Source organism: Burkholderia sp. GW821-FHT14F03, from assembly GCF_058803765.1.
Map to the genome: position 1 here is coordinate 100,350 of NZ_JBXAPG010000016.1, position 18,924 is coordinate 119,273.

The following is an 18,924-nucleotide window of genomic DNA, read 5'->3' on the forward strand; positions in this document are numbered from 1 at the left end:
GCATAGCAGGCGCGCTGCCACGGCGCGCGCAACCGCATGGAGGCAGACAGATGGCAGTGGACTACACGACTCGCGACGGCGTCGCCGTCATCACGCTCGACAATCCGCCCGTCAACGGGCTCGGCCTGTCGACCCGGCTCGGCGTCATGGAGGGGCTCGAACGCGCGCAGCGCGATCCGGCGGTGGCCGCGATCGTGCTGACGGGCGCGGGCCGGGCCTTCTCGGGCGGCGCGGACATCACCGAATTCAACACGCCGAAGGTGCTCCAGGAGCCGACGCTGCACACCGTGATCGACGCGGTGGAGTCGAGCCCGAAGCCCGTGGTGGCCGCGCTGCACAGCGTGGTGATGGGCGGCGGCCTCGAACTCGCGCTCGCCGCGCACTACCGGATCGCGGCGGGCGGCGCGCAGATCGCGCTGCCCGAGGTCAAGCTCGGCCTCCTGCCGGGCGCGGGCGGCACCCAGCGCCTGCCGCGCGCGGTCGGCCTCGAAACCGCGCTCAACATGATCGTGTCGGGCGCGCCGGTGCCGTCCGAGCAGCTCGCGAAAAGCGGCCTGTTCGACGAACTCGCGGAAGGTGATCTCGCGGCCGCCGCGCTCGCGTTCGCGCGCAAGGTCGGCGCGGTGGTCGGGCCGCATCCGCGCGTGCGCGACCGGCCGATCGTGCACGACAACGCGGCCGGTTTCATCCAGTTCGCGCGCAACAGCGCGAAAGCCGCCGCGCCACATTTCCCGGCACCGCACCGCTGCATCGACGCGATCGAGGCCGGCGTGCAGCTCGGCTTCGACAAGGGGCTCGCGGCGGAGCGGGCAGGCTTCCTCGCGCTGATCATGACGCCCGAGAGCCGCGCGCTGCGCCACGCGTTCTTCGGCGAGCGCGCGGCCGCGAAGATCCCCGACGTGTCGGCGGCCACGCCGACGCGCGCGATCGAGACGGTCGCGGTGATCGGCGCCGGCACGATGGGCGGCGGCATCACGATGAATTTCCTCAACGCGGGGCTGCCGGTCACGCTGCTCGAAACCAGCCAGGAGGCGCTCGACCGCGGGCTCGCGACGATCCGCCGCAACTACGACGCGCAGGTGCAGAAGGGCAAGCTGACCGAGGCGAAGCGCGACGCGCGGCTCGCGCTGATCCGGCCGACGCTGTCGTATGCGGATCTCGCGCAGGCGGACCTGATCATCGAGGCGGTGTTCGAGGAGCTGGGCGTGAAGGAACAGGTGTTCCGCCGGCTCGACGAAGTCGCGAAGCCGGGCGCGATCCTCGCCTCGAACACCTCGACGCTCGACGTCAACAAGATCGCCGCGTTCACGAAGCGGCCGCAGGACGTGATCGGGCTGCACTTCTTCAGCCCGGCGAACGTGATGAAGCTGCTGGAGGTGGTGCGCGGCGGCGCGACCGCGAAGGACGTGCTCGCCACCGTGATGCAGCTCGCCAAGAAGATCCGCAAGACCGCCGTGGTGTCGGGCGTGTGCGACGGCTTCATCGGCAACCGGATGATCGAGCAGTATCTGCGGCAGGCGCTGTTCATGCTGGAGGAGGGCGCGCTGCCGGCGCAGGTCGACCGCGCGATCGAGAAGTTCGGTTTCGCGATGGGGCCGTTCCGGATGAGTGACCTGGCCGGCAACGACATCGGCTGGGCGATCCGCAAGCGCCGCTATGTCGAGCAGCCGGATTTCCAGTACTCGAAGATCGCGGATCGCCTGTGCGAGCTGGGCCGCTTCGGGCAGAAGACCGGCGCGGGCTGGTACGACTACGTGCCGGGCGCGCGCCAGGCGAAACCGTCGGCGCTCGTCGACGAGCTGGTGGTCGGCTATTCGAAGGAGCGCGGCGTCGAGCGGCGCCGCATCGGCGACGACGAGATCGTCGAGCGGCTCGTCTATGCGCTCGTCAACGAGGGCGCGAAGATCCTCGAGGAGAAGATCGCGTCGAAGGCCTCCGACATCGACATGGTGTACCTGACCGGCTACGGCTTTCCGCTGTGGCGCGGCGGCCCGATGCTGTACGCGGACACGGTCGGCCTCTACAACGTCGAGCGGGCGATCCGCCGCTACGCGGCGGCCCCGAACGGCGACGCGTGGCGGATCGCGCCGTCGATCGCCGCGCTCGCGCAGGACGGGCGCGGTTTCAACGCCTGACGCGGCCGCGCGATCCATCCGCAAGGAGACGCATGATGAAACGCAGTGACGAGGTTCTGCTCGTGATCGACGTGCAGAACGACTTCATGCCGGGCGGCCCGCTCGCGGTCGCCGACGGCGACGCGGTGGTGCCGGTCGTGAACCGGCTCGCCGCGGCCTTCGGGCACGTGGTGCTGACGCAGGACTGGCATCCGGCCGGCCACGTGTCGTTCGCGGCCAATCATCCGGGCCGCGAGGCTTTCTCGACGATCGCCCTGCCTTACGGCGAGCAGGTGCTGTGGCCCACGCACTGCGTGCAGGACACGGACGGCGCGGCGCTGCATCGCGACCTCGCGATCCCGCACGCGCGCCTCGTGATCCGCAAGGGGCACCACGCGGACGTCGACAGCTACTCGGCCTTCGTCGAGGCCGACGGCCGGACGCCGACCGGGTTGGCCGGCTATCTGCGCGAGCTGGGCGTGAAACGCGTGTGGTGCTGCGGCCTCGCGACCGACTATTGCGTCGCGTGGTCCGCGCAGGACGCGCGCAAGGCGGGCTTCGACGCCCTCGTGATCGAGGACGCCTGCCGCGCGATCGATCGCGACGGCTCGCTCGAACGCGCCTGGCGCAACCTGCGCGACGCGGGGGTGGCGCGCGTCACGTCCGCGGATGCGCTCGCATGACGCGGCCCCTTCCCATTTGCCGGAACACGTTTTCAGGAGACAGGCATGACTGAAGCCGTAATCGTATCGACCGCCCGCACCGGGCTCGCGAAATCCTGGCGCGGCGCGCTCAACATGACGCATGGCGCGACGCTGGGCGGCCACGTGGTCGCGGCCGCCGTCGCCCGCGCGCAGATCGACCCGGACAGCGTCGAGGATGTGCTGATCGGCTGCGCGAACCCCGAGGGCGCGACGGGCGGCAACATCGCGCGTCAGATCGCGCTGCGCGCGGGCTTGCCGGTCGGCGTGCCGGGCATGACCGTGAACCGGTTCTGCTCGTCGGGTCTGCAGACCATCGCGCTGGCCGCGCAGCGCGTGATCGCGGGCGAGGGCGAGGTGTATGTCGCGGGCGGGGTCGAGTCGATCTCGTGCGTGCAGAACGAGATGAACCGCCACATGATGATGGAAGGCTGGCTCACCGAGCATAAGCCGGAGATCTACTGGAGCATGTTGCAGACCGCCGAGACCGTCGCGAAGCGCTACGGCATCGAGAAAGCGCGCCAGGACGAATACGGCGTGCGTTCGCAGCAGCGCGCGGCGGCCGCGCAGGCGGCCGGGCTGTTCGACGCGGAGATCGTGTCGATCACCGTGCGCGCCGGCGTGGCCGACAAGGCCACGGGCCGCCTGTACACGAAGGAGGTCACGTTGTCCGCGGACGAGGGCATCCGTCCTGACACGACGCTCGACGGCGTGTCGAAGATCCGCTCCGCGGTGCCGGGCGGCGTGATCACGGCCGGCAATGCGAGCCAGTTTTCCGATGGCGCGGCGGCCTGCGTCGTGATGAATGCGAAACGCGCGGAGCGCGAGGGGCTGCAACCGCTCGGGATCTTCCGCGGTTTCGCGGTGGCCGGCTGCGAGCCCGACGAGATGGGCATCGGGCCGGTGTTCGCGGTGCCGAAGCTGCTCGCGAAGGCGGGCCTAAAGGTCGGCGACATCGATCTGTGGGAGCTGAACGAGGCGTTCGCGGTGCAGGTGCTCTATTGTCGCGACACGCTTGGGATTCCCGACGAACGCCTGAACGTGAACGGCGGCGCGATCGCGGTCGGGCATCCGTACGGCGTGTCCGGCGCGCGCCTGACCGGCCATGCGCTGCTCGAAGGCAAGCGGCGCGGCGCGAAATACGTGGTCGTGACGATGTGCATCGGCGGCGGCCAGGGCGCGGCGGGGTTGTTCGAGATCATTTGAGCGGTCGGTCGGTCGGCGGAGCGTTGCGCGCGGCACACGCCGGCCGGGTTGGGGGCTGTCCCGGACGGGGGGGAACGCGCTAAGATGCCGCTGCGCGGCGCGCAGCGGCCGCGCGCGATGCTGCTTGTCCACCAGTTGATGACGCGGACCGCCCGATGCCTGCCACCCGGACTTTCCTCAGTGCGTGCTGGTCGATTCCCGAGGCCGACGGAGAGACGCGCCGGCGTTTGCTGAACCGTCAGCTGCGTCCGCTGTTCCTGATCGTTCCGATTCTCTCGTTGACTCATTGCCTGGCCGCGATCTGGCTGATCGCCGCGCTGGGTGCCGCGCTCGCGCCGGCGGATGTCGTCGCATGGAGTATCGGCTTCGTGCTGTGCGAGGCGGCGTGGTCCGCGCATGCGCTGACCCGGCTCGCCGCCAGGCGGTCCGGCCGCCGCGCCGACCACACGCGCGGCGATCTCGCGCTTGCCGCGCTGCTGTGCGGCCTGACCGCGCTGTGGTGCGGCCTCGGGTTGTACCTGAGCACGCCGCGCATCGTCGACGAAGCCGACCGGCTCCTCATCGTCGCCTTCGTCCCCGGGCTGATCGCCACGGGCGTGCTCGCGAGCATCACGGTGCCCCTCGTGTCGGCGGCCTGGCTCGGCACGCTGACGGTGGCCGCGTGCCTCGCGGCGCTTCAACTCGATTACGTGCGCCACGGCGTCGGCATCGCGTTCCTGCTGTTGTACGCGGGGATGCTCGCGTCGGCCTTCCTGCTGATCTCGCGGATGTTCGTCGGCCGCGTGCGGGCCGAACTCGAATCGGCGCGCGAGCGGCGGCTTGCCGAACAGCTGGCGGTGGATCTGCGCTGCCAGAAGGAGATCGCCGAGCAGGCGAGCCAGGCGAAGTCGCGTTTTCTCGCGGCGGCGAGCCACGATCTGCGCCAGCCCGTCCACGCGCTGAGCCTGTTCGTCGGCGCGCTGCACAGCGTGCCGATGCCGCCCGAGGGCCGGCGGCTCGTCGAACAGATCGACGCCTCGACGAGCGCGATGGACATCCTGTTCGCGGCGCTCCTGGACATCTCGAAGATCGACGCGGGCGTCGTCGCGGTCGACCGCCGCGCGTTCCCGATCGACACGGTGCTCGAACGCGTGTGCCGCGATCATCGGGACGACGCGCGGGCCAAGGGCATCGCGCTGTCGCACGTGCGCTGCCGCGCGTGGATCGACTCCGATCCGACGCTGGTCGAGCGGATCGCGCGCAATCTGGTCGCCAACGCCGTGCGCTATACCGACGCCGGGCGCATCGTGGTCGGCTGCCGGCGTCGGCGCGGCGGCCGGATCGCGCTGCAGGTCTGGGATACCGGGCGCGGCATTCCGGCGGCGCAGCACGAACGGGTGTTCCACGAGTACTACCAGCTCGGCAATCCCGAGCGCGACCGCAGCCAGGGGTTGGGACTCGGGCTCGCGATCGTGCGCCGGCTCACGCACTTGATCGGCGCGACGGTGCGGCTGCGTTCGGCGCCGGGCTGGGGCTCGTGCTTCGAGGTGGGGTTCGCGCGCGCGCCGGAGCGGCCCGCGGAATCGCTCGACGCGGCCAACGAGTCCGACGTGCACGGCGCGGGCCTCGTGGTCGTGATCGACGACGAGGCGGCGATCCGCCTGGGCATGTCGATCCTGCTGTCGGGCTGGGGCTACGACGTGGTCGCGGCGGGCTCGGTCGACGAGGCGATCGAGCGGCTCGCCGCGCATGCGCGGCGGCCCGGCCTGTTGCTGTGCGATTTCCGGCTGCGCGGCGGCGAGACCGGGATCGATGCGATCCAGCGGCTGCGGACCGAATACAACGAGCCGATTCCGGCAATGCTGATCTCGGGCGACACGGCGGCGGAGCGCCTGCGCGAGGTGCAGGCGAGCGAGTTGCTGCTGTTGCACAAGCCGGTGCCGAACGACCGATTGCGCACGGCCATTGCGAGGCTGATCGTGATGGAGCCGGAGGAGGGGTAGGCGCTTGGCGGCGTGACGTCGCGGAGGGCTGTCAACGCGACTCAGGCGACGCGCCTGCCGAGGTGCTGGCTGACGAGTGGCGGTTGTTATATCAGCCGGTGTCGAGCAGCCGGCTGCGCCCGGTTATCACCCGGCCGATCGTGATGGAGCCGGAGAAAGGTTGGGCGGAAGGCGAGGCGGTTGGCGGCGCGGGGCCTGCAGTCAACGCGACTCGGGCGGCGCGGCGGCGAAGCGTCTGCGCGAGGTGCCGGCGGGCGAGTGACGGCAGTTGCACCAGCTCGCACTAAACCACCAGCTGCGCCCGGTTATCACCCGGCCGATCGTGATGGAGCCGGGGAAAGGTTGGGCGAAGGGCAAGGTGGTTGGCGGCTCGATGTCGCGGGGGGCTGTCGACGCGATTCAGACGACACGGCGGCGGAGCGCCTGCGCGAGGTGCTGGCGGGCGAGTGGCGACAGTTGCACCAGCCGGCACTCAGCAACCGGCTGCGCACGGCCATCACACGGCTGATCGAAATAGAGCCGGAGGACGGCCCGGCGGAGGACGCGGAACGGCCGGCGACGCGACGTCGCCGGCCCCCGATCAACGAACCGGGGCTCGGGAAGCGCGTCGCATGACGGCCGTGCGCATCCGGCTCGGCCATTCACAGGCAAGGCGGGGCTTACCGGCAGTTCAGCCCGAGCGTCTTGTCCGCGCCAATTCGGTAATCGCAGCGCGCGATGCGCTTGGCGAGCTTCACGTCCGAGGCCTGCCCGTCCGCGTACTTGCAGCGCACCGTGACGAAGCGGCCGGCATCGTAGACATAGCCGAGCTGCCAGTTGCCCGCCGTCGCGCCGGCCTGGTCGGGAACCAGGGTCGCCTGCTCGTCCGGCGCGCCGTCGAATACGTCGACGAAGCGCAGCGGTGCGCCGTCGCGCACCGGGCAGACGGGCGCGGAGCTTGCGGGCTCGATCGCGCAGCCAAGCAGCGCGGCGAAGGACAGCACGGCGACGCGCCTATTCCACGACATAGAAGTTGTCACCGTTGTTCGAGTTGCCATGCGCGCCCCAGCGCAGCATGCGCCGGCCGACGGCCTGCGGGCTCGGCGGCGTCACGAACTGGTCGTAGACGAGGATGCCGGCCGTGCTCTGGCTCACATAGATCGCCGCGTGCCCCTGGTAGTGGCCGGCGGCGTTGAAGGTCGCGATCACGGTGCCGGGCTGGATCTCGGCATTGTCCTTGACCGCCTCGCCCTTGTGCCAGTTGAAGGTCGGCGGCAGCGTCGGGCAAACCTTCTTCACGTACGACACGCACTGGCCGCACAGCTTGGTGCCCTGGGTGTCGCTGCCGGTTGGCACGGTGTCGAACGGGGCGAGGTTGGTGGTGGGTGCGCAGGTCCATTTGCCGACCGGTGCGGCGCTGTTGTTCTGGTAGTTGCTGGAAAGATAGGGCACAAACGCCTCCTGGTCGAGATGCCGGGTATCAGCGGATGCGCCGGCCGGAACGCCCTGGGCCAATGGCAGCGCCGGGTGGGGCGGGGTCGGTGCTCGCGCATTATGCTGAGTTTCGGCGGCAATAGGCAACTGTCTGAATAATGCGCGCGACCGTGCCGGCAAAGGGGGCGGGGGCGGCGGGGAAGGCGCCCCGGGGCGGGCGAGCGCAGCTTGCGCGACCGCGGGTCGGACGCGTCGGCAGCGGGCGCGCGGCGGCATGCGTATGGCCGCCCGAGTCCGTCGGATATTGCACGCGGTGACGGCGCGGACCTCCGCGCCGGTCGGGCGCACCGCGCCCTCGGCTTCTATCCGGACGTCCGGCGGCCTCACGCGCGCGGCGTCAATCGAGCCGCTTCCATACCGAGATCGGGACGTCGCCGTTCGGGCGCGGCGTCACGCGATAGCTCAGCTCCTTGCCGATCAGCTCGTACGTGCGGGTCTGCTGCTGCCCCTGCCAGTTCGGGAAGACCGCGTCGCGAATGCTGAACGTCAGCGTGTGCTCGACGGGATTCACCGTGATCGTGCCGTAATGGGTGCTCGCGCCGAGAAGCGCGTCACGGTACTCGGCCGCGGTGCCGGCGGCCTTGTCGTTCGACGCGAAGCGCTCGCGCTCGGCCTTGAAGATCTGCAGCGAGTAATTGCCGTGCGCGTCGATCAGCAGCAGGCCGCGCGGATCCGAGCCGTAGTCGCGGCCGCGCGTGCCGTCCGGGTGCTCGACGTCGGCCGCGACCAGCGTCCAGGTGCCCGCGAGCGGCGACGCGGCGGGGGCGTCGGCGGCCGCGGCGGCCCCCGACGACACGATCGATACGGCGAGCAGCAGACCGGGCAGGCGGCCCGGCTTGAAACAGGTTCCGATCTTCATGGGTCACCGTGGTGAAAGGGTGGGGTGGGCATCCGCCGCCCGGCGGGGCGGGTCGCGACGCCATTTGATACTAGCGGTTTGTCTGCGCTATAAATTCGATAATTCAGATCAAACCTATAAGCAAAACCGAAGGATGGCGATGCCGAACCTCGACATGGATGCGCTGCGGACGCTGGCGATCGCGCAGCAGCTGGGCAGCCTGAACCGCGCGGCCGACCGGATCGGCCGTTCGCAGTCGGCGGTCAGCCAGCAGCTGCGCAAGCTCGAGACGCAGCTGGGTCGGCCGCTGTTTCGCCGCCAGGGGCGGGGCCTGGTGCTGACCGAAGCCGGCGAGATGGCGCTGGGCTATGCGCGCCGCCTGCTCGAACTGAACGACGAGGCGGTGACCGCGATCCGCGGAGCGTCGCTCGGCGGCGCGGTCCGGTTCGGCTTGCCGGGCGATTTCGCCGAGACCTGGCTGCCGGCCGCGCTGGGCCGTTTCAAGCGCGCGCATCCGGGGGTGCGCGTCGAAATCGCCGTCGAACGCAACGGACTGCTGCTCGAACGGCTCGACGCTGGAGAACTCGACCTGGTGCTCGCGATGGGGCACGGGCAGCGGCCGGATGCGCAGCGGGTTGCGCACTTGCCGATGGTGTGGATAGGGCCGCCCGGGATAGGGCCGCCCGGGTCAGGGCCATCCGGGTCAGGGCCTTCCGAACCCGATCTGCGCGCGTCGCACGGCGAGCCGCTCGATCTCGCGCTGTACCCGCTGCCGTGCCTGTTCCGCCGCGCGGGCGCCGAGGCGCTCGACCGCGCGGGCATCCGCTGGCGCGTCGCGTACACGACGGGCAGCTTGCAGAGCCTGTGGGCGGGCGTGGCGGGCGGTCTCGGCATCACGTTGCGCACGGCCGCCGGACTGCCGTCGACGCTGCGCGTGCTGGGCGAGGCGCAGGGGCTGCCGCCGCTGCCCTCGGTCGAACTGTGCCTGCACGCGCGGGGAACCGGCGGCGGTCCGGCGCTGAACGGACTCGCACGGGTGGTGGTCGAGTCGCTCGCGGCGAATCTGGGCAATGCATAGAGGCGCGATTAATTTGGTACGCTTGTCACCTCTCGACGCCCGACGTCGTCCAGGCCGGCCCATGCCGGCACGCACCGGAGAAACGCAGTGATCAGACATATCGTGATGTGGAAACTGAAGGAGCACGCCAACGGCGCGACCCGCGCGCAGAATGCCGCGACGCTCAAGGAACGCCTCGAGGCGTGCCGCGACATCGTGCCGGGCATCCTGCACCTCGAAGTCGGCCTCGCGACGCCGGACCTCGATTCGACCTACGACGTCGTGCTGCTTTCCGACTTCGCCGACAAGGCCGCGCTCGACGCCTACCAGGTCCATCCGCTCCACGAGGCGGTCAAGCAATTCATCGGCACCGTGCGCGAAAGCCGCGAGTGCGTCGACTACCACGTCGATCGCGCATGATGACGAGCAGCACCCCGCAACCGCCGGCGCCGTCCGATCCGACCATCGAAAGCCCGTTCGTCGACACGCTCGGCGTGCGGCTCGTGTCCGCCCGCGACGGCGCGAGCGAAGTCGTGTTGCCGCTCGCCGCGCAGCACATGAACACCTGGAACATCGCGCATGGCGGCGTGACGATGACGCTGTCCGACGTCGCGCTCGCGATGGCCGCGCGCAGCCTGACCGAGGACGGCGTCGGCGTCGTCACGGTCGAGATGAAGGTGAATTTCATGCAGCCCGGGCGCGGCGAACTGCGCGCCTACGGTCGCGTACTGCACCGGTCGAGCACGATGGCCTACTGCGAGGGCGAGGTCCGCGACAGCGCGGGCAATTTCGTCGCGAAGGCGCTCGGCACCTTCAAGTACATGAAGCGGCTCGCGGTCGGGCGCGACATCACGCGCCAGCGCAGCCGCACCGACCCCGCCGTGCAACCGGGCCCGAGCGACGCCTAGCGGCGCCTGCCCGCGCGCGTCGCCTTCCTGTCAGGAGCCCCCGATGTCCGAGATCAATCGCCAGGTTCTGCTCGTGTCGCGCCCGCGGGGCGAGGCCAGCGTCGACAATTTCCGGCTCGTTCACACGCCGTTCGCGCCGCTCGCCGACGGTGAACTGCGCGTACGCAACCACTTCCTGTCACTGGACCCGTACATGCGGGGCCGGATGAGCGACGCGAAATCGTACGCGGCGCCGCAACCGCTCGACGCGGTGATGCAGGGCGGCGCGGCGGGCGAGGTCGTCGAGTCGCGGCATCCGGATTTCGCGGTCGGCGACCGGGTGGTCGGAATGCTGGGCTGGCAGGAGTACGCGACCGCGTCGGGCGCGGGGCTGCGCAAGGTCGACACGACCCACGTGCCGCTGTCCGCCTATCTCGGCGCGGTCGGGATGCCGGGCGTGACCGCCTGGTACGGCCTGAACCGGATCATCGCGCCGCGCGCGGGCGAGACCGTGGTGGTGAGCGCGGCGAGCGGCGCGGTGGGCAGCGTGGTCGGCCAGCTCGCGAAGCAGGCGGGCTGCCGCGTGATCGGCATCGCGGGCGGGCCGGACAAATGCCGCTACGTGGTCGATACGCTCGGCTTCGACGCCTGCGTCGATCATCGCCGCGGCCAGCTGTTCGACGATCTTGCCGCGGCGGCGCCCGGCGGGATCGACGGCTGCTTCGAGAATGTCGGCGGGGCCGGGCTCGACGCGACGCTCGCGCTGATGAATCCGTTCGGCCGGATCGCGATGTGCGGGATGATCGCCGGCTACGACGGCGCGCCGTCGCCGCTCGCGCGTCCCGAGCTGATCCTGACGTTCCGCCTGCGGGTCGAGGGCTTCATCGTGTCGGAGCATCTGGAGGTCTGGCCGGACGCGCTGCGCGAGCTGGGCGGGCTGGTCGCGCAAAAGCGCCTGCATTATCGCGAGACGATCATCCAGGGGCTCGACCGCGCGCCGGAGGCGCTGCTCGGCCTGCTCAAGGGCCACAATTTCGGCAAGCTGCTGATCGCGCTGACCTGACGGCGGCGTGGCATCATACGGCGCTTGTGTTCCGCTGCCGGCGGCGCGCGTGGCGCCGCTTCCCAAGATGCCCCTGAATCCCAAGATCGCCCAGGTGCTCGACATGATCGAGCGCGCGAAGCGTCCTCCCTATCACGCGCAGACGCCGCAGGATGCGCGCAGCGCCTACGCGCGCAGCGCGCCGATCCTCGATCTGGCGCCGGCGCCGATGCATGCGGTCGAGGACCTGCGCGTTCCCGCGCGCGACGGCGGCGAATTCGGCGCGCGGCTCTATCTACCGGTCGCGCCGAGCCTCGCCGAGCCGCTGCCGGCGCTGGTCTACTACCACGGCGGTGGTTTCACGGTCGGCAGCGTGGCGACCCACGACGCGCTGTGCAGGATGTTCGCGCACGAGGCGCACTGCGCGGTGCTGTCGGTCGACTACCGGCTCGCGCCCGAGCATCGCTTCCCGACCGCGGTGAACGACGCGGACGATGCGCTGGCGTGGCTGCACGCGCGGGCGACCGGCCTGGGCCTCGATCCCGCGCGGCTCGCGGTCGGCGGCGACAGCGCGGGCGGCACGCTCGCGACCGTCTGCGCGGTGCTCGCGCGCGCGCGCGGCATCGCGCTCGCGCTGCAACTGCTGATCTACCCGGGCGTCACCGCGCACCAGCGGACCGCTTCCCATGCGCGGCTCGCGAACGGTTACCTGCTGTCCGGCGAGACGATCCAGTGGTTTTTCTCGCAATACCTGCGCGACGCGTCCGACCGCGAGGACTGGCGTTTCGCGCCGCTCGACGGCATGCGCGACGCGCCGTCGTTCGCGGGCGTGGCCCCCGCGTGGATCGCGACCGCGGAATACGACCCGCTCGCGGACGAAGGCGCGGCCTACGCGGACAAGCTGCGCGCGGCCGGCAATGCGGTGACGCTGGTCTGCTACGCGGGGATGATCCACGAATTTTTCAAGATGGGGGGCTTCGTGCCCGAGGTGCGCGTCGCGCACGCGGCGGCGGCGGCGGCGCTGCGTGCGGCATTCGACCCCGACTGACGACGGCGCGACCGAGGAGACGGCGAATGGACCGGATCGAGGTGGAAAGCGGCGGCTGGTCCCGGCTCGGCGGCGATGCGTCGCGGATCCGCGATGCGGTGTTCGTGCGCGAGCAGCGGATTCCGGCCGAACTGGCGCTCGACGACGACGACCTCGATGCGCACCATGTGGTCGCCTATCTGGTCGATGGCGCGACGCTCGCCCGCCGCGCCATCGCGACGGGCCGACTGCTGCCGGACGGTGCGATCGGCCGGCTCGCCGTGCTGGCCGACGCGCGCGGTCGCGGCGCGGGCTCGCGGGTGCTGGAAGCGCTGCTGGCCGCGGCCCGCGCGCGCGGCGATGCGCGGGTGCGCCTGTATGCGCAGCAGGATGCCGTGTCGTTCTACTTGCAGCGGGGTTTCAGCATGGTCGGCGCGCCGTTCGAGGCGGCGGGCATCGCGCACGTCGAGCTTGCGCGCGCGCCCTGAGCGCGGCCGCCGCGCGCAGCCCGTCAGCGGGCGGCGGGCAGTTCGAGATCGAACACGAACGCGCGCTCGAACGCGCCCGGGCGGACGAGCCGGTGCGAACCGTCGTCGTCGCAGCGTTCCTTGAGTTCGACCGAGAGCCGCGCGCCTTCCTTCACGATCATGCGCAGCGCGGTGGTGCCGCGCGACCCGTATTCGGGCGTCTCGATGAAGGCGGCGGACAGCGCGCGTTCGCGTTCGAGCGGAATGCCCGTGTGCGGCAGCGCGTCGTCATCGGCCGTGCGCGTGTCGCGCATGATGTCGATCAGCGCGTCGAGCGGCGGCGCGGTCTCGTAGGTGAGCAGGGTGCCCAGTTCGCTGCGCTTGTGGACGAGCTTCGGCCACGGCGTGTCGAGCCGGGCGTTGGACAAGCCGTGCAGGCCGGGCGTGACGAGCGCCGGCGCGTCGGGCGCGGTCTGGCCGTCGGCCGGGCGATTGCAGTACCAGGCCAGCTCGCCGCGCCGGCCGTCGCCGACGATCAGGTTGAAGCCGTTGTACAGCGCGGCCGTCTCGGCCACGTGCGCGAGGTAGTCGAGCGGCGCGACGCCCGCGCCGCCGAGGAAATCGGACACGAGGCGGCCGCGGGTGGGCGCGCCGGCGCGGATGTCGAACGGCGCGCGGTAGTTGGTGAGCGCGGCGAAGCGGCCGTCGCGCGATACGCCGAGCCAGGTGCCGCCGCCTTCGAGGTCGCGGCCGGCGAGCACGCCGGGCACGTCTTCCCACCATGACAGCGGCGCGCTCGTGCGGCGAAAGAACTCGTCACGATTCGCGGTGAGGGTCAGCAGCGGGCCGTTGTCGGCGGTGGGCTGCCAGTCGAATACGATCAGGCACATCAGACGGATTCCTCGCTCGGATGACGCAGTGCGCGACGGCCGCGCGCGGCGCGGCCTGCGGCAGACGATAGCACGCCGGATCAGTTCTCGGTGGGTAGCGCGTAGGGCAGCGACAGGAACTGCAGCGCCGGGCCGTCGGCCGTCGCGAGGTGGACCGTGCCCGTGTCGAGCGCGACCAGCTTGATCTCGACCAGCGCGTCGACGCCGCCGTTCGGCGCGGCCGCCGCGTTGACGATCAAGCCGCACGGCTGGCCCGGGTCGTCCGAGTGGAACAGCTCGACGCCCGCGCGCGCGGCGCCGGTGTCGCCCGCGACGTGCGCGAGGGCCGTGCGGCGCTTGATGGTGCCGCGATACTGGCTGCGCGCGACGATTTCCTGGCCCGGGTAGCAGCCCTTGCGGAAATTGACCGCGCCGATCACGTCGAAATTCACCATCTGCGGGACGAACTGCTCGATCGTGGGCTGCGTGATGCGTGCTTCGCCCGCGCGCACGTCGAGCCAGTCCCAGACGGCGGGCGAGACGCGCGCGAGGCGCGCATCGAGCGCGGCGAGACGCGCCTCGACGTCGGCGCGCGCGCCGATCCACAGGTAGCGCAGCCGGCCCGCCGCGTCGGGCAGCCGGATCAGCGCGCCCGCGGGGCCGTCGACCTTGGTGTGCACGCCGTCCGGCAGCGCGTCGAACATGCCGGCGAGCGCGTCGCGCACGTCGCCCGCGAAGCCGACCGCGACGAGCGCGTCGCCGGCGTCGGCGAGCTTCGCCCTGGCGCGCAGCACGAACATCGACAGGCGCTTCTGCGCGGCGGGCTGCAGGTCTTTCGACACCAGCAGGCGGACGTCATGGCCCGCGCGCCATGCGAGGAACGACGCGAGCAGGCGGCCCTTCGGCGAACAGTAGCCGGCGAGCCGCGCGGCGCCGAGGTCGAGATGCTCGATGTCGTTGGTCAACTGGCTGTGCAGGAAGGTCGCGGCATCGGCGCCCGCGACGTCGATGATGCCGAACTGCGGCAGCAGCGTATACGCGCCGCTGCGCAGCGCGGCGTCGAAATCGGCGGAGGACGGAACGGGCAACGCGGGTGAGGCAATCGGTGTGCTCATGGAAGGCGGGAGGAGTCAATCCTGACTTTGGCGGAAGCGAGCTTGTATTATATGGGGTCTATCTGAGTCACGTTTCCATGTCCCTATTGAAGAAATGCGCCGCCCTGGCGGCGCTGGCCGTCGTTCTGGCCGTCGCGCTCACGGGCGCCGGCTATTACTGGGCCACCCGGCCGCTGCTGCTGCCCGCGGCGGCGCTGGACGTCACGATCAAGCCGCGCAGCACCGTGCGCGGCGTCGCGCTCCAGCTCCAGCGCGGGGGCGTGCCGGTCGAGCCCCGCCTGTTCGTCGCGCTGACCCGGGTGCTCGGCCTGTCGAGCCGGCTGAAATCGGGCAACTACGAGTTCAAGACAGGCGTGACGCCCTACGACGTGCTGCAGAAGATCGCGCGCGGCGACGTGAACGAATACGTCGCGACCGTGATCGAAGGATGGACGTTCAAGCGGATGCGCGCCGAACTCGACGCGAATCCGGCGCTGCAGCACGCGAGCGCGGGCCTGAGCGACGCCGATCTGCTGCGCCAGATCGGTGCGTCGGACGCCGAGGTCGCGCGCGGCAGCGGCGAGGGGCTGTTCTTTCCGGATACCTACCTGTTCGACAAGGGCACGAGCGACCTGAACATCTATCGGCGCGCGTACCGGCTCATGCAGTCGCGCGTCGCCGAGGCATGGGCGATGCGCGCGCCCGGGCTGCCGTACCGGAGCGCTTACGATATGCTGACGATCGCGTCGATCATCGAGAAGGAAACCGGTCACGCGGCCGACCGCGCGTTCGTCGCCGCGGTGTTCGCGAACCGGTTGCGCATCGGCATGCCGCTGCAGACCGATCCGACCGTGATCTACGGCCTCGGCGGCGCCTACGACGGCCATCTGCTCAAGCGCGACCTGCTGGCCGACACGCCCTACAACACCTATACGCGCCGCGGACTGCCCCCGACGCCGATCGCGCTGCCCGGCGCGGCGGCCCTGCAGGCCGCCGTGAATCCCGCGCCGACGACGGCGCTCTATTTCGTCGCGAAGGGCGACGGCACGAGCGTCTTCTCCGACACGCTCGGGGATCACAACAAGGCCGTGGACAAATACATACGAGGTCAATAGCAATGGCGCGCGGAAAATTCATTACGTTCGAAGGCATCGATGGCGCGGGCAAGACCACGCATCTGCCGTGGTTCTGCGAGCAGCTGGGCGCGAAGCTCGCGACGGCGGGGCGCCAGGTCGTCGTCACCCGCGAACCGGGCGGCACGCGGCTCGGCGAGACCCTGCGCGAGATCCTGCTGAACCAGCCGATGGACCTCGAGACCGAGGCGCTGCTGATGTTCGCCGGCCGGCGCGAGCATCTCGCGCTCGTGATCGAGCCCGCGCTCGCGCGCGGCGACTGGGTCGTGTCCGACCGCTTCACCGATGCGACCTTCGCCTACCAGGGCGGCGGCCGCGGGCTGCCGCGCGACAAGCTCGAGGCGCTCGAGCGCTGGGTGCAGGGCGGCTTCCAGCCCGATCTGACCGTGCTGTTCGACGTCTCGCCGCAGATCGCGAGCGAGCGGCGCGGCGCGGCGCGCATGCCCGACAAGTTCGAGAGCGAATCCGATGCGTTCTTTTCCCGCACGCGCGCGGAGTACCTGCGGCGCGCGGAGGAGGCGCCGCATCGGTTCGCGATCGTCGATTCGACCGAAACCATCCCGCAGATCCAAAAGCGGCTCGAAGGCGTGCTCGCGACGCTGTGACGAAGGAACGACGCTCCATGATCTATCCGTGGCAAACCGACGACTGGAACCGCCTGCAGGCGCTGCGCGCGCACTGGCCGCACGCGCTGCTGCTGCACGGGCAGGCGGGCATCGGCAAGCTGCGCTTCGCGCAGCACGTGGCGCAAGGCTTTCTGTGCGAATCGCCGCGCGAGAACGGCGAGCCGTGCGGCGCCTGCGCGGCGTGCAACTGGTTCGAGCAGGGCAATCACCCCGATTACCGGATCGTGCTGCCCGAGGCGCTCGCGGGCGAGGCGTTCGCGGCCGCGCAGGCCGATGAGCCCAAGGCCGCCGAGGCCGACGAGGGCGGCAAGAAGACCCGCACGCCCAGCAAGGAAATCAAGATCGAGCAGGTGCGCGCGCTGCTCGATTTCTGCGGGATCGGCTCGCACCGCGGCGGCGCGCGGGTCGTCGTGCTGTATCCGGCCGAGGCGCTCAACGTCGCGGCCGCCAACGCGCTGCTGAAGACGCTCGAGGAACCGCCCGCGGGCGTCGTGTTCCTGCTGGTGTCGGCGCGCGTCGACCGGCTGTTGCCGACCATCATCAGCCGCTGCCGGCAGTGGCCGATGACGGTGCCCGCGCCGGCCGCGGCGGCTGACTGGCTCGCCGCGCAGGGGGTGGCCGACGCGCCCGCGCTGCTCGCGGAGGTGGGCGGCGCGCCGCTCGCCGCGCTCGCGCTCGCGAGCGACGAGAACAGGCCGCTGCGCGACTGGACGCTTGCTCAGCTCGCGGCGGGCGAGGGCTGCGACCCGTTCGCGTGCGGCGAGACCTTGCAGAAGCTGCCGGTGCCGCTCGTGCTGGGCTGGCTGCAGCGCTGGCTGTACGACCTGCTCGCGCAGCGCATGGCGGGCGCGCCGCGCTATTTCCCGAGCCAGGCGAAGGCGCTCGCGCGCTGCGCGCAGGCGCTCGACGCGAACGCCTTCGCGCGTTTCATGAAGACGGTCACGCGGCAGCGCGCGGTGGAGAACCACCCGCTCAACGCGCGGCTCGTGTTCGAGGAACTCTTTCTCGGCTATCGCGACCTGTTCGCCTGACCCCGCCACGCCCGCACCCGGATGACACCATGACGCTTGCCTACCGTGACGCCACCCCCGACGACCTGCCCGCGATCGTCGCCATCTACAATTCGACCGTCGCGTCGCGCCAGGTGACGGCCGACACCGAGCCGGTCACGGTCGAGAGCCGGCGCGCGTGGTTCGACGCGCACAGCCCGGCCGGCCGGCCGTTGTGGGTGGTCGAGGCGGGCGGCCGGGTGATCGCCTGGCTCAGCTTTTCCGATTTCTACGGCCGGCCAGCGTATCGTCATACGAGCGAGATCAGCATCTACCTCGACGAGGCCGCGCGCGGCCGGGGGCTCGGCGGGCAGTTGCTCGCGGCAGCGCTCGCGCATGCGCCGGCGCTGCGCATCGATACCGCGCTCGGCTTCATCTTCGGCCACAACGCGCCGAGCCTCAAACTGTTCGCCCGCCACGGCTTCACGACCTGGGGGACGCTGCCGCGCGTCGCCGTGCTCGACGGCGTCGAGCGCGATCTCGTGATCCTCGGCAAGCGCCTCGACGGCGCGCACTGAACCTGCATCAGGAACGCATCATGTTTGTCGATTCACACTGCCATATCAATTTCGCAGGGCTCGGCGACCGCCTGCCCGAGGTGCTCGAGAATATGCGTCGGCACGACGTGACCCATGCGCTGTGCGTGTCGGTCGATCTCGAGACCCTGCCGGACGTGCTCGCGATCGCGCGCGAGCACGACAACGTGTACGCGTCGGTCGGCGTGCACCCGGACCACGAGGACGCGCGCGAGCCGAGCCTCGCCGAGCTGATCGAGCTGGCCGCGCACCCGAAGGTGGTCGCGATCGGCGAGACCGGGCTCGACTACTACCGGCTCGACGGCCGCACGATCGAGGACATGGAGTGGCAGCGCGAGCGCTTCCGCACCCACATCCGCGCCGCGCACGCGACGATGAAGCCGCTGATCGTGCACACCCGCGCGTCGTCGGCCGACACGCTGCGGATCATGGCCGAGGAGCGCGCCGAGGTGCCGGGCGGCGTGATGCACTGCTTCACCGAGCCCTGGCCGGTCGCCGAGCAGGCGCTCGCCCAGGGCTTCCACATCTCCCTGTCGGGGATCGTCACGTTCAAGAAGGCCGAGGAGGTGCAGGACGTCGCGCGGCGCGTGCCGCTCGAGCGCCTGCTGATCGAGACCGACTCGCCGTACCTCGCGCCGGTGCCTTATCGGGGCAAGCCGAATGAACCTGCGTACGTCAGCCATGTCGGACGCTTTATCGCGGCGGAACGCGGGATGACCGACGAGGCGCTCGCCGCCGCGACGTCGCAGAATTTTTTCCGGCTCTTCAAGATCGTCCCCGAGGACGGTTCGGGCCGTGTCTCAACCCAGGGGTAGGAGTGAAA

At 70.7% G+C, this 18,924-nt stretch carries 20 protein-coding genes; 15 read left to right on the forward strand and 5 right to left on the reverse strand.

The window, feature by feature from the left end; all coding sequences use genetic code 11:
• Positions 1-50: 50 nt before the first annotated feature.
• The 4 genes from AC1RQF_RS13365 (at position 51) to AC1RQF_RS13380 (ending at position 6,003) form a co-directional block, all read left to right on the forward strand.
• Positions 51-2,135: a 3-hydroxyacyl-CoA dehydrogenase NAD-binding domain-containing protein gene (locus AC1RQF_RS13365; protein ID WP_492872227.1), complete on the forward strand. Its 2,085-nt coding sequence runs from the start codon at positions 51-53 to the stop codon at positions 2,133-2,135.
• Between the two features lie 35 nt (positions 2,136-2,170).
• Positions 2,171-2,797, forward strand: coding sequence for a bifunctional nicotinamidase/pyrazinamidase (pncA, locus tag AC1RQF_RS13370; protein ID WP_274004286.1), 627 nt, complete (start codon positions 2,171-2,173; stop codon positions 2,795-2,797).
• Between the two features lie 45 nt (positions 2,798-2,842).
• A complete protein-coding gene (locus AC1RQF_RS13375) occupies positions 2,843-4,021 on the forward strand; it encodes an acetyl-CoA C-acyltransferase (protein WP_492872228.1) in 1,179 nt (392 codons plus the stop codon).
• A gap of 155 nt (positions 4,022-4,176) precedes the next feature.
• Positions 4,177-6,003, forward strand: coding sequence for an ATP-binding response regulator (locus tag AC1RQF_RS13380; RefSeq protein WP_492872229.1), 1,827 nt, complete (start codon positions 4,177-4,179; stop codon positions 6,001-6,003).
• A gap of 659 nt (positions 6,004-6,662) precedes the next feature.
• Here AC1RQF_RS13380 and AC1RQF_RS13385 read toward each other — a convergent pair.
• The 3 genes from AC1RQF_RS13385 to AC1RQF_RS13395 all read right to left on the reverse strand — a co-directional run bounded on the left by AC1RQF_RS13385 (position 6,663) and on the right by AC1RQF_RS13395 (position 8,335).
• Positions 6,663-7,010 (reverse strand): STY0301 family protein, encoded by a 348-nt coding sequence (locus AC1RQF_RS13385; RefSeq protein ID WP_274002668.1) that lies wholly within the window; start codon positions 7,008-7,010, stop codon positions 6,663-6,665.
• Positions 6,997-7,434 (reverse strand): BPSL0067 family protein, encoded by a 438-nt coding sequence (locus AC1RQF_RS13390; RefSeq protein ID WP_274002669.1) that lies wholly within the window; start codon positions 7,432-7,434, stop codon positions 6,997-6,999. Before AC1RQF_RS13390 ends, AC1RQF_RS13385 begins: the two co-directional genes overlap by 14 nt.
• 379 nt (positions 7,435-7,813) lie before the next feature.
• Positions 7,814-8,335, reverse strand: coding sequence for a lipocalin-like domain-containing protein (locus AC1RQF_RS13395; protein ID WP_274002670.1), 522 nt, complete (start codon positions 8,333-8,335; stop codon positions 7,814-7,816).
• A 133-nt stretch (positions 8,336-8,468) separates the two neighbouring features.
• Here AC1RQF_RS13395 and AC1RQF_RS13400 point away from each other — a divergent pair, with 133 nt between their 5' ends.
• The 6 genes from AC1RQF_RS13400 to AC1RQF_RS13425 all read left to right on the forward strand — a co-directional run bounded on the left by AC1RQF_RS13400 (position 8,469) and on the right by AC1RQF_RS13425 (position 12,815).
• Positions 8,469-9,392, forward strand: a complete 924-nt coding sequence (locus AC1RQF_RS13400; RefSeq protein ID WP_492872230.1) for a LysR substrate-binding domain-containing protein — start codon at positions 8,469-8,471, stop codon at positions 9,390-9,392.
• 87 nt (positions 9,393-9,479) lie between these two features.
• Positions 9,480-9,791 carry a Dabb family protein gene (locus AC1RQF_RS13405; protein WP_274002672.1) on the forward strand — a complete coding sequence of 104 codons (312 nt, stop codon included), beginning with the start codon at positions 9,480-9,482 and terminating at the stop codon, positions 9,789-9,791.
• Positions 9,791-10,279: a PaaI family thioesterase gene (locus AC1RQF_RS13410; RefSeq protein WP_274004288.1), complete on the forward strand. Its 489-nt coding sequence runs from the start codon at positions 9,791-9,793 to the stop codon at positions 10,277-10,279. The genes AC1RQF_RS13405 and AC1RQF_RS13410 overlap by 1 nt, the downstream gene beginning before the upstream one ends.
• Positions 10,280-10,322: 43 nt before the next feature.
• Positions 10,323-11,321, forward strand: coding sequence for an NADP-dependent oxidoreductase (locus AC1RQF_RS13415; protein WP_274002674.1), 999 nt, complete (start codon positions 10,323-10,325; stop codon positions 11,319-11,321).
• Positions 11,322-11,388: 67 nt separating this feature from the next.
• Positions 11,389-12,348 (forward strand): alpha/beta hydrolase, encoded by a 960-nt coding sequence (locus AC1RQF_RS13420; protein ID WP_492872231.1) that lies wholly within the window; start codon positions 11,389-11,391, stop codon positions 12,346-12,348.
• A gap of 26 nt (positions 12,349-12,374) precedes the next feature.
• Complete coding sequence (locus tag AC1RQF_RS13425; protein WP_274002676.1) at positions 12,375-12,815, forward strand: GNAT family N-acetyltransferase; 441 nt, start codon at positions 12,375-12,377, stop codon at positions 12,813-12,815.
• Between the two features lie 23 nt (positions 12,816-12,838).
• Here AC1RQF_RS13425 and AC1RQF_RS13430 read toward each other — a convergent pair whose 3' ends face one another.
• On the reverse strand, positions 12,839-13,684 hold the full coding sequence (locus tag AC1RQF_RS13430) for an NRDE family protein (RefSeq protein ID WP_274002677.1): 846 nt from the start codon (positions 13,682-13,684) through the stop codon (positions 12,839-12,841).
• 80 nt (positions 13,685-13,764) lie between these two features.
• Complete coding sequence (ygfZ, locus tag AC1RQF_RS13435; RefSeq protein ID WP_492872232.1) at positions 13,765-14,778, reverse strand: CAF17-like 4Fe-4S cluster assembly/insertion protein YgfZ; 1,014 nt, start codon at positions 14,776-14,778, stop codon at positions 13,765-13,767.
• A 77-nt stretch (positions 14,779-14,855) separates the two neighbouring features.
• Here ygfZ and mltG point away from each other — a divergent pair, with 77 nt between their 5' ends.
• Genes mltG through AC1RQF_RS13460 form a run of 5 tightly spaced genes read left to right on the forward strand, consistent with a single transcriptional unit; the run spans position 14,856 to position 18,916 of the window.
• Complete coding sequence (gene mltG, locus AC1RQF_RS13440) at positions 14,856-15,872, forward strand: endolytic transglycosylase MltG (RefSeq protein WP_274002680.1); 1,017 nt, start codon at positions 14,856-14,858, stop codon at positions 15,870-15,872.
• A gap of 2 nt (positions 15,873-15,874) precedes the next feature.
• A complete protein-coding gene (tmk, locus tag AC1RQF_RS13445) occupies positions 15,875-16,495 on the forward strand; it encodes a dTMP kinase (RefSeq protein ID WP_274002682.1) in 621 nt (206 codons plus the stop codon).
• 17 nt (positions 16,496-16,512) lie between these two features.
• On the forward strand, positions 16,513-17,547 hold the full coding sequence (locus tag AC1RQF_RS13450) for a DNA polymerase III subunit delta' (protein ID WP_274002684.1): 1,035 nt from the start codon (positions 16,513-16,515) through the stop codon (positions 17,545-17,547).
• Positions 17,548-17,576: 29 nt separating this feature from the next.
• On the forward strand, positions 17,577-18,083 hold the full coding sequence (locus tag AC1RQF_RS13455; RefSeq protein ID WP_274002685.1) for a GNAT family N-acetyltransferase: 507 nt from the start codon (positions 17,577-17,579) through the stop codon (positions 18,081-18,083).
• Positions 18,084-18,103: 20 nt separating this feature from the next.
• A complete protein-coding gene (locus tag AC1RQF_RS13460) occupies positions 18,104-18,916 on the forward strand; it encodes a TatD family hydrolase (protein WP_274002686.1) in 813 nt (270 codons plus the stop codon).
• Positions 18,917-18,924: the final 8 nt, after the last annotated feature.

Coding starts and splice junctions, on each gene's coding strand:
- AC1RQF_RS13365 (WP_492872227.1), top strand. CDS start 51: ATGGCAGTGGACTACACGACTCGCGACGGCGTCGCCGTCATCACGCTC.
- pncA (WP_274004286.1), top strand. CDS start 2,171: ATGAAACGCAGTGACGAGGTTCTGCTCGTGATCGACGTGCAGAACGAC.
- AC1RQF_RS13375 (WP_492872228.1), top strand. CDS start 2,843: ATGACTGAAGCCGTAATCGTATCGACCGCCCGCACCGGGCTCGCGAAA.
- AC1RQF_RS13380 (WP_492872229.1), top strand. CDS start 4,177: ATGCCTGCCACCCGGACTTTCCTCAGTGCGTGCTGGTCGATTCCCGAG.
- AC1RQF_RS13385 (WP_274002668.1), bottom strand. CDS start 7,010: ATGTCGTGGAATAGGCGCGTCGCCGTGCTGTCCTTCGCCGCGCTGCTT.
- AC1RQF_RS13395 (WP_274002670.1), bottom strand. CDS start 8,335: ATGAAGATCGGAACCTGTTTCAAGCCGGGCCGCCTGCCCGGTCTGCTG.
- AC1RQF_RS13400 (WP_492872230.1), top strand. CDS start 8,469: ATGGCGATGCCGAACCTCGACATGGATGCGCTGCGGACGCTGGCGATC.
- AC1RQF_RS13410 (WP_274004288.1), top strand. CDS start 9,791: ATGACGAGCAGCACCCCGCAACCGCCGGCGCCGTCCGATCCGACCATC.
- AC1RQF_RS13415 (WP_274002674.1), top strand. CDS start 10,323: ATGTCCGAGATCAATCGCCAGGTTCTGCTCGTGTCGCGCCCGCGGGGC.
- AC1RQF_RS13420 (WP_492872231.1), top strand. CDS start 11,389: ATGCCCCTGAATCCCAAGATCGCCCAGGTGCTCGACATGATCGAGCGC.
- AC1RQF_RS13425 (WP_274002676.1), top strand. CDS start 12,375: ATGGACCGGATCGAGGTGGAAAGCGGCGGCTGGTCCCGGCTCGGCGGC.
- AC1RQF_RS13430 (WP_274002677.1), bottom strand. CDS start 13,684: ATGTGCCTGATCGTATTCGACTGGCAGCCCACCGCCGACAACGGCCCG.
- ygfZ (WP_492872232.1), bottom strand. CDS start 14,778: ATGAGCACACCGATTGCCTCACCCGCGTTGCCCGTTCCGTCCTCCGCC.
- mltG (WP_274002680.1), top strand. CDS start 14,856: ATGTCCCTATTGAAGAAATGCGCCGCCCTGGCGGCGCTGGCCGTCGTT.
- tmk (WP_274002682.1), top strand. CDS start 15,875: ATGGCGCGCGGAAAATTCATTACGTTCGAAGGCATCGATGGCGCGGGC.
- AC1RQF_RS13450 (WP_274002684.1), top strand. CDS start 16,513: ATGATCTATCCGTGGCAAACCGACGACTGGAACCGCCTGCAGGCGCTG.
- AC1RQF_RS13455 (WP_274002685.1), top strand. CDS start 17,577: ATGACGCTTGCCTACCGTGACGCCACCCCCGACGACCTGCCCGCGATC.
- AC1RQF_RS13460 (WP_274002686.1), top strand. CDS start 18,104: ATGTTTGTCGATTCACACTGCCATATCAATTTCGCAGGGCTCGGCGAC.